At 65.9% G+C, this 7,404-nt stretch carries 5 protein-coding genes and 2 pseudogenes; 3 read left to right on the top strand and 4 right to left on the bottom strand.

What is annotated here, in order from left to right; translation table 11 throughout:
* Positions 1–30: 30 nt before the first annotated feature.
* From U9J41_RS29025 to U9J41_RS29010, 4 genes are all read right to left on the bottom strand, one after another.
* Positions 31–1,029: an ABC transporter permease gene (locus U9J41_RS29025; RefSeq protein WP_322405673.1), complete on the bottom strand. Its 999-nt coding sequence runs from the start codon at positions 1,027–1,029 to the stop codon at positions 31–33.
* On the bottom strand, positions 1,026–2,576 hold the full coding sequence (locus U9J41_RS29020; RefSeq protein WP_322405672.1) for a sugar ABC transporter ATP-binding protein: 1,551 nt from the start codon (positions 2,574–2,576) through the stop codon (positions 1,026–1,028). Before U9J41_RS29020 ends, U9J41_RS29025 begins: the two co-directional genes overlap by 4 nt.
* A 136-nt stretch (positions 2,577–2,712) precedes the next feature.
* Entirely contained in the window at positions 2,713–3,720 is a 1,008-nt protein-coding gene (rhaS, locus tag U9J41_RS29015) for a rhamnose ABC transporter substrate-binding protein (protein WP_425261308.1), read from the bottom strand.
* Positions 3,717–4,619 (bottom strand): DeoR/GlpR family DNA-binding transcription regulator, encoded by a 903-nt coding sequence (locus U9J41_RS29010; RefSeq protein WP_056451083.1) that lies wholly within the window; start codon positions 4,617–4,619, stop codon positions 3,717–3,719. The genes rhaS and U9J41_RS29010 overlap by 4 nt, the downstream gene beginning before the upstream one ends.
* A gap of 49 nt (positions 4,620–4,668) precedes the next feature.
* On the opposite strand from U9J41_RS29010, the gene U9J41_RS29005 reads away from it, so the two are divergent.
* The 3 genes and pseudogenes from U9J41_RS29005 to U9J41_RS28995 all read left to right on the top strand — a co-directional run.
* On the top strand, positions 4,669–4,803 hold the full coding sequence (locus tag U9J41_RS29005) for a hypothetical protein (RefSeq protein ID WP_322405670.1): 135 nt from the start codon (positions 4,669–4,671) through the stop codon (positions 4,801–4,803).
* A 169-nt stretch (positions 4,804–4,972) separates the two neighbouring features.
* Positions 4,973–7,079, top strand: a pseudogene (locus U9J41_RS29000) (bifunctional rhamnulose-1-phosphate aldolase/short-chain dehydrogenase).
* 87 nt (positions 7,080–7,166) lie between these two features.
* Positions 7,167–7,404: pseudogene (locus U9J41_RS28995) on the top strand (sugar isomerase); the annotation flags it as partial.

The raw sequence follows: 7,404 nt of genomic DNA, 5'->3' as shown, positions 1-7,404 counted from the left end.
TTTTTTCAGTTTGCATCGTGGTGGTCGGGTTCACGCGGCACTCCGGTGGGTTGGGGCGGCGGTGCCGTGCAGCGGCAGGATCTGGCGGCTGCGGCGGCCGGCGCCGCGGGCGTTGATCAGGACGGCGACGAGGATGACGAGGCCCGTGAGGGCGCTCTGCCAGAACGGCGACACCTGCAGCACCGGCAGCGCGTTGCCGATCACGGTGAGGAACAGGGCGCCCAGCGTGGCGCCGAGCACCGTGCCGACGCCGCCGCCGATCGAGACGCCGCCGATCACGCAGGCGGCGATCACGGTGAATTCGAAGCCGTAGGCGATTTCCGTGTAGGCGACGGCATAGCGCGCGACCCACAGGTAGCCGCACAGGCCCGCCACCGCGCCGGACAGCGCGTACGTCCACAGCAGCCGCTTGTGGGTGGGGATGCCGATGTAGCCCGCGCATTGCGGCGCGTTGCCGATGGCGTACAGGTCGCGACCGAAGCGGGTGCTGCGGGCCACCCAGGCCATCGCGGCCAAAGCGGCGGCAGCGATCCACACGAGGTGCGGCAGGCCCAGGAGGCGGTCGAGCGGGAAGGAAATGAAGTGGGCCGGCATCTGGTGCGCCGACACCCATGCGCCGCCCGACAGCACGAACACGGCGCCGCGGTAGACGCTCATCGTGCCGAGCGTGACGACGATCGGCGGCAGTTCCAGCCGGCCGATCAGCCAGCCGTTGACGAGGCCGAGCCCGAGGCCGACGGCGACGGCGGCCAGCATGATCAGCGCGAGCGGCAGGCCGGGGTAGTGGGCGCCGAGCATCGCCGCGACCATGCCGGACAGCGCCAGGTTCGACGCGACCGACAGGTCGACGCCGCGCGTGACGATGACGAGCATCTGCGTCAGCGCCAGCATCACGAGCAGCGTGCTGTCGGTGACGACGTTGGCCAGCGAGTCGGCGGAAAGGAATGCAGGTTCCTTCAGGCCGACGGCCACGACGAGCAGCACGACCATCGCCGCCAGCAGCGGTTCGCGTTGTTTCAGAAGATTCATGCGGCCTCCGTTGCGCGCGTGTTGTCCAGGGCCAGGCCCGATGCGGCGGCGACCACCGATTCCGGCGTCGCCTCGGCGCGCAGGAATTCGCGCTGCACGCGGCCGTGGTGCATGACGACGATGCGGTCGGCCATGCCCAGCACTTCCGGCAGTTCGGACGACACGAGGATCACCGACAGGCCGCGCGCCACGAGCTGGCCGATGAAACGGTGCACGGCCGCCTTCGAGCCGATGTCGATGCCCTTCGTCGGTTCGTCGAGGATGATCACTTTCGGGTCGGTGGCGAGCCATTTGCCGAGGACGACCTTCTGCTGGTTGCCGCCCGAGAGTTCGGCCACGTGCTGGGTGAGGTGGCTGGCCTTCAGTTCCAGCTGCTCGGCGAAGTGGCGCGCGATCGCGGTCTCTTGCTTGCCGTGGCCGCGCAGGAAGAAGCCGATGCGCGACAGGATCGGCAGCGTGATGTTGTGCTGGATCGGCATGGTCAGGTGCGCGCCATGGTGCTGGCGGTCTTCCGGCACGTAGGCGATGCCGAGGCGGATCGCGTCGGCCGGGGAGCGCGCCGTCACGGGCTTGCCGTCCAGCGTGACGTCGCCGCGCACGTCCGGCGTCAGGCCGAACAGGGCCTGCATCACTTCCGACCGGCCGGCGCCCACGAGGCCGTAGAAGCCGAGGATCTCGCCGCGCCGCAGCGTGAAACTGACGTCGTCGAATTCGGTGGGATGCGACAGGTTCTGCACGACGAGCAGCGGTGCGCCGATCTCGGCTTCGAGCTTCGGGTACGCCTGGTGCACGGCGCGCCCGACCATCAGCGCGACCAGTTCCTGTTCGGTGATGTCGGCCAGGCGGCCCTCGGCCACGAACTGGCCGTCGCGCAGCACCGTGTAGCTGTCTGCCACTTCGAAGATCTCGTCGAATTTGTGCGAGATGAAGATGACGGCGGTGCCGGCGGCCTTCAGTTGTTCGATGATGCGATACAGTTCGCGGATCTCGCGCTGCGACAGCGCGGCCGTCGGTTCGTCCATGATGACGACGCGGGCATCCTGGGCGAGGGCGCGCGCGATCTCGACGAAATGGCGCTGCGCGACCGACAGGTCTTTCACGCGCGCCTTCACGGGCAGCGCGACTTCCAGGCGCGCGAACAGGGCTTCGGCCTCGCGCTCGATGCGGGCCCAGTCGATGCGTCCCGCCCGCACGGGCTGGCGGCCGACGTAGATATTCTCGGCGACCGACAGTTCGTCGAACATGACGGTTTCCTGGTGCACGGCCGTGATCCCGGCGGCCATCGCTTCCTGCGGGCTCGCGAACGACACGGGACGGCCGTCCAGCGCCATGGTGCCGGCGTCCGGGCGGTAGATGCCGGTGAGGGTCTTCACGAGCGTGGACTTGCCGGCGCCGTTCTCGCCGACCAGGGCCATGCATTCGCCGGCGCGGATCGTGATGTTCACGCCGTTCAGGGCGTGGATGCCGTTGAAGCGCTTGCTGATGCCGGTCAGTTGCAGGACCGGGGTGGCGTGCGTTTGCGGGCTTGTGGTTTGGGTGGCTGGCATACGTTAGAGCGAACAGGTTTCTGGATGCGATGCATGAGCCGTCGTCCCCGCGCAGGCGGGGATCCAATGTCGGCTTGCGATCCGCCGGCAAACTTGGGTTCCCGCCTGCGCGGGAACGACGGCCTTGGGGTACGGCTCAGAACAACTTCGCGAACTTGTCGACGTTCGTCGCGTCGTACGTGTACGGCGGCCCGAGCGCGGCTTCGCGGTTGGCGTCGAGCGTCACGCTGCCCAGGCGGCCCACCGACACGCTGGCGCCCGGTTTCGCCTCGGCCTTGCCCTTCACGAACTGGTCGGCCGCGTACGTGGCCGCGTAACCCAGGTCGATCGGGTTCCAGATCGCGAACTCCTTCACGGCGCCGCTCTTCACGTGGCCGGCCATCTCGGACGGCAGGCCGAGGCCCGTCACGTACACCTTGCCGACGAGGTTCTCGTCGGAGACGGCCTTGCTCGCGGCGACGATGCCCACCGTCGTCGGGGCGATGATCGCCTTGAGGTTCGGATGGCTGCGCAGCAGGCCGATCGCCTCGCGGTAGCTCTTGTCGGACTGGTCGTCGCCGTACACGGTGGCCACCAGCTTGATCTTCGCGTACTCCGGCTTTTGCAGGACCTTCTTCATCACGTCGATCCAGATGTTCTGGTTCGTCGCCTGCGCCGACGCGGACAGGATCGCGATCTCGCCCTCGCCCTTGATTTCGTCGGCCGCCATCTGGATCTGCTTTTCGCCGATCAGTTCAGCGTTCGACGGGTTCAGCTGCATCTGCCGGCCTTCGGGCGCGATGCCGCTGTCGAACGAGACCACCTTGATCCCGCGCTGCATCGCCTTCTTCGCGATCGGCACCAGCGCGTTCGGATCGTTGGCGGAGATGACGATGGCGTCGACCTTCTGGCTGATCAGCGAGTTGATGATCTCGATCTGGCCTTCGGCGCTGGGCGTGGTCGGACCGGTATAGATCACTTCCACGTCCCCGAGCTGCTTGGCCGCTTCGTCGGCGCCCGTGTGGGCCGCGTCGAAGAAGCCGTTGCCGAGATTTTTCACGACCATCGCGATGCGCGTCTTTGCGGGCTTCTTCTGGCCGCAGCCGGCGGTGCCGGCCAGGATGCCGACGGCCGCCAGCGCGACGAACAGGTGTTTGGGCTTCAATGCGCTGCCTCCAGTTGCGAATCCAGCCGCGGGTCGAGCTGCGCGTCCAGATGGAACAGCGCGGCCGACTGCAGGTCGAACTGCGGGTTAAAAAAAGGTGCACCGACGTTCGGCGCCACTTCGTCGGGTTCGACGGTGACGACCTTGACGCCGTATTGTTCGAGCGTCTGGACGGCTTTCTCCGAGACGCCCGTGTCGGTAATGACGGTCGAGACGCGATCGAGGCCGCACAGGATCAGGCCCGCCTTGCGCGCGAACTTGGAACTGTCGGCCAGCACGATCAGTTCCTCGGCCTGGCTGATCAGGCGCTTCTCGGCCTGGATCAGGAGCGGGTCCGCTTCCATCAGCCCGAGCAGCGACAGGCCGTAGACGCTCATGAACATCTTGCCGGCGTAGTGGTGCTGGGTGATGTCGTTGTCGAACGGCGACAGGATCACGTTCTGCTCGCGGTAGACCTTCCCGCCGGGGACGATGATCTCGTTCTCGCTCGATACGAGCAGGCGCTCGGCCATCAGGAACGAATTGGTCAGGATCTTGAGGTGTTTGTCGGCCAGGAATTCGGCCATCATGAACGTCGTCGTGCCGCCGTTGATGATGATCGTTTCGCCCTCCGCGCACATGCCGGCCGCGTGGCGCGCGATGGCCCGCTTGCGCGCCGCATAGCACTGGATGTTGTTCTGGAACGTTTCGCTCGACAGCGGGAACTGCCGTTTCTTCGGCAGTAAATTCTCAGCGCCGCCACGGGTGCGGGTGAGCAGGTTGCGGGCTGCGAGCCAGCTGATGTCGCGCCGGACCGTCGCCGGTGACGCGTTGAGCCATTCGACGAGCTGCTGGACCGTCGCCGTCTGATGCTCGGCGAGCAGTTTCAGCAAACGCTTGCGGCGTTTGTGATTCACCATTTGTCTCCTCCTAATGCCGTCTGTTTTTGTGATGCGGCGGAACAACGTCATGCCGAAGGCCGCGTTGTCTGGGAAAAAGAGTAAAGAGGAGTTGCAACGCCGTCAATCGTTAAATGATCAAGCAATTGATTATTTGGGCGCGGTGTGGCGCTCAAATGCGCGTTTCGATCAACCGGATGATTAAATCGCTCTTGCTCACGATCTTGATCGGTTCTGCGTTGACACTGCTCGGCCCGCTGAATTCTACTGTGCCCGGATGCCGTGACCGTGGATCGCCGCGGCGCGGGTGAAGGAGACGGGATCGCCGTCGAGCGACTACACACAACGGATATATGGAGATTTTGATGGGTGCAATGACGGGTGTAACAGATGAGGCGAAGCGCAAGGAACCGATCGCGTCGCGCTGGGACGACCAGCACGCCGCCACGCTGAGCGAGCCGGAACTGCTGCTGTACCGTTCCAACCTGCTCGGTTCGGACCTGCGCATCACGAATTTCGGCGGCGGCAATACGTCGGCCAAGATCGCGATGACCGATCCGCTCAGCGGCGCGCAGGTCGAGGTGTTGTGGGTGAAAGGGTCGGGCGGCGACCTGGGTTCGATCAAGCTGGACGGCTTTTCGACCCTGTACATGGACAAGCTGCAGGCGCTGAAAGCCCGCTACCGCGGCCTGGATCTCGAGGACGAGATGGTCGGCTACCTGCCGCACTGCACGTTCGACCTGAACCCGCGCGCCGCATCGATCGACACCCCGCTGCACGCCTACATCGACCGCAAGCACGTCGACCACATGCACCCGGACTCGGTGATCGCGATCGCCGCCTGCAAGAACAGCCGCGCGCTGACCGAGAAGATCTTCGAAGGTGAACTGGGCTGGCTGCCGTGGCAGCGTCCGGGCTACGACCTGGGCCTGAAACTGGAAAAACTGTCGCAGGAACAGCCGCAGCTGAAGGGCATCATCCTCGAAGGCCATGGCCTGTTCACCTGGGGCGATACCGCCAGGTCGTGCTACGAGACGACCGTGGCGATCATCAGGCGCGCCGAGGACTGGCTCGCGGCGAACGTCAGGCAGCCGGTGTTCGGTGGCCGCAAATTTGCGCCGTTGCCGTCGCAGGAGCGGGCCGCCATTGCGTCGCGCCTGATGCCTCTGCTGCGCGGGAAGATCAGCAAGGACGAATACAAGCTGGGCCACTTCGACGATTCCGACGCGGTGCTGGAATTCGTCGGCAGCGCCGACCTTGCCCCGCTGGCCGCGCTGGGCACCTCGTGCCCGGACCATTTCCTGCGCACCAAGATCCGTCCCCTCGTGCTCGACTTCGACCCGACCGCGCCCGACTTCGATCGCCTGGTGAACGGTCTCGACCAGGCCCTGAGCGATTACCGCGCCGATTACACGGCCTACTACGAGCGCTGCAAGCGCGCGACGTCGCCGAAGGTGCGCGACGCCAACCCGATCATCTACCTGATCCCGGGCGTGGGCATGCTGTCGTTCGCGAAGGACAAGGCCACCGCGCGCATCGCCGGCGAGTTCTACGTCAACGCGATCAACGTGATGCGCGGCGCGAACGGCGTCGACGAATACGTCGGCCTGCCGGAGCAGGAAGCGTTCGACATCGAATACTGGCTGCTGGAAGAAGCGAAGCTGCAGCGCATGCCCAAGCCGAAGAGCCTCGCGGGCCGCATCGCTGACGGGCGGCGCCGGCGGCATCGGCCAGGCCGTTGCGCGCCAGCTGCTGCAGGAAGGCGCATGCGTGATGCTGACCGATATCGACGCCGAAGCCCTCGACGGCGCCATCCAGGATCTCGTGAAGGTCGCCGGCAAGGACAACGTGGCGACCGTGCAGGCGAACATCACGAGCGAGGACGAGGTGGGTGCGATCCTGGCGGCGAGCTGCTTGCGCTTCGGCGGCGTCGACCTGCTCGTCTCGAACGCCGGCATCGCCTCGGCCGCGCCGTTGGACGAGACCTCGCTGGAAGTCTGGAAGCGCAACCAGGACATCCTCGTCACCGGCTACTTCCTCGTCAGCCGCAACACGTTCCAGATCATGAAGCAGCAAAAGCTGGGCGGCAGCATCGTCTTCGTCGGCAGCAAGAACGGCCTCGTGGCATCGGCCGGCGCGGCCGCCTACTGCACCGCGAAGGCGGCCGAGATCCACCTGGCCCGCTGCATCGCGCTGGAAGGCGCCGAGCATGGCATCCGCGTCAACGTCGTCAATCCGGACGCCGTCATCCGCGGTTCGCGCATCTGGGATGGCAAGTGGAAGGAAGAACGCGCCGCGTCGAACAAGATCGGCGCCGACGACGTCGAAGAGTTCTACCGCAAGCGCAGCATGCTGAAAAAGAGCGTGTTCCCGGAAGATATCGCGGAAGCGGTGTACTTCTTCGCCAGCGAAAAATCGGGCAAGAGCACCGGTAACGTGCTGAACGTCGATGCGGGCAACGCGGCAGCGTTCACGCGCTGATTGCTCGCCAGTCCATGCGGGCTGGGTTACTATTTACAAGATGAGCGGCACCGCCGGACGCGGTGCCGCCGACGACAGGAGACAGGAATGACGACCCTCATCGACGCCGGACTGGTGGCCGACCACAACGCCAAGATCGCCCCCCGGCTGCAGGCCGACTATGACGCGCTGAAAGGCATGCTGGAACGCCGCGGCAGGGATATCGAAGAACTGACGGCGCTCGCGCAGCGCTTCGCCGTGGCCGTGCCCAGCTGGGGCGTGGGCACGGGCGGCACCCGCTTCGCGCGCTTCCCGGGCCGCGGCGAGCCGCGCAACGTGTTCGAAA

Source organism: Massilia luteola (assembly GCF_034420155.1).
GTDB classification, from domain to species: Bacteria; Pseudomonadota; Gammaproteobacteria; order Burkholderiales; family Burkholderiaceae_D; genus Telluria; species Telluria luteola.
This window is presented reverse-complemented; position numbering and strand designations above follow the sequence as displayed.

Coding starts and splice junctions, on each gene's coding strand:
- U9J41_RS29025 (WP_322405673.1), bottom strand. CDS start 1,029: ATGAATCTTCTGAAACAACGCGAACCGCTGCTGGCGGCGATGGTCGTG.
- U9J41_RS29020 (WP_322405672.1), bottom strand. CDS start 2,576: ATGCCAGCCACCCAAACCACAAGCCCGCAAACGCACGCCACCCCGGTC.
- U9J41_RS29010 (WP_056451083.1), bottom strand. CDS start 4,619: ATGGTGAATCACAAACGCCGCAAGCGTTTGCTGAAACTGCTCGCCGAG.
- U9J41_RS29005 (WP_322405670.1), top strand. CDS start 4,669: ATGCCGAAGGCCGCGTTGTCTGGGAAAAAGAGTAAAGAGGAGTTGCAA.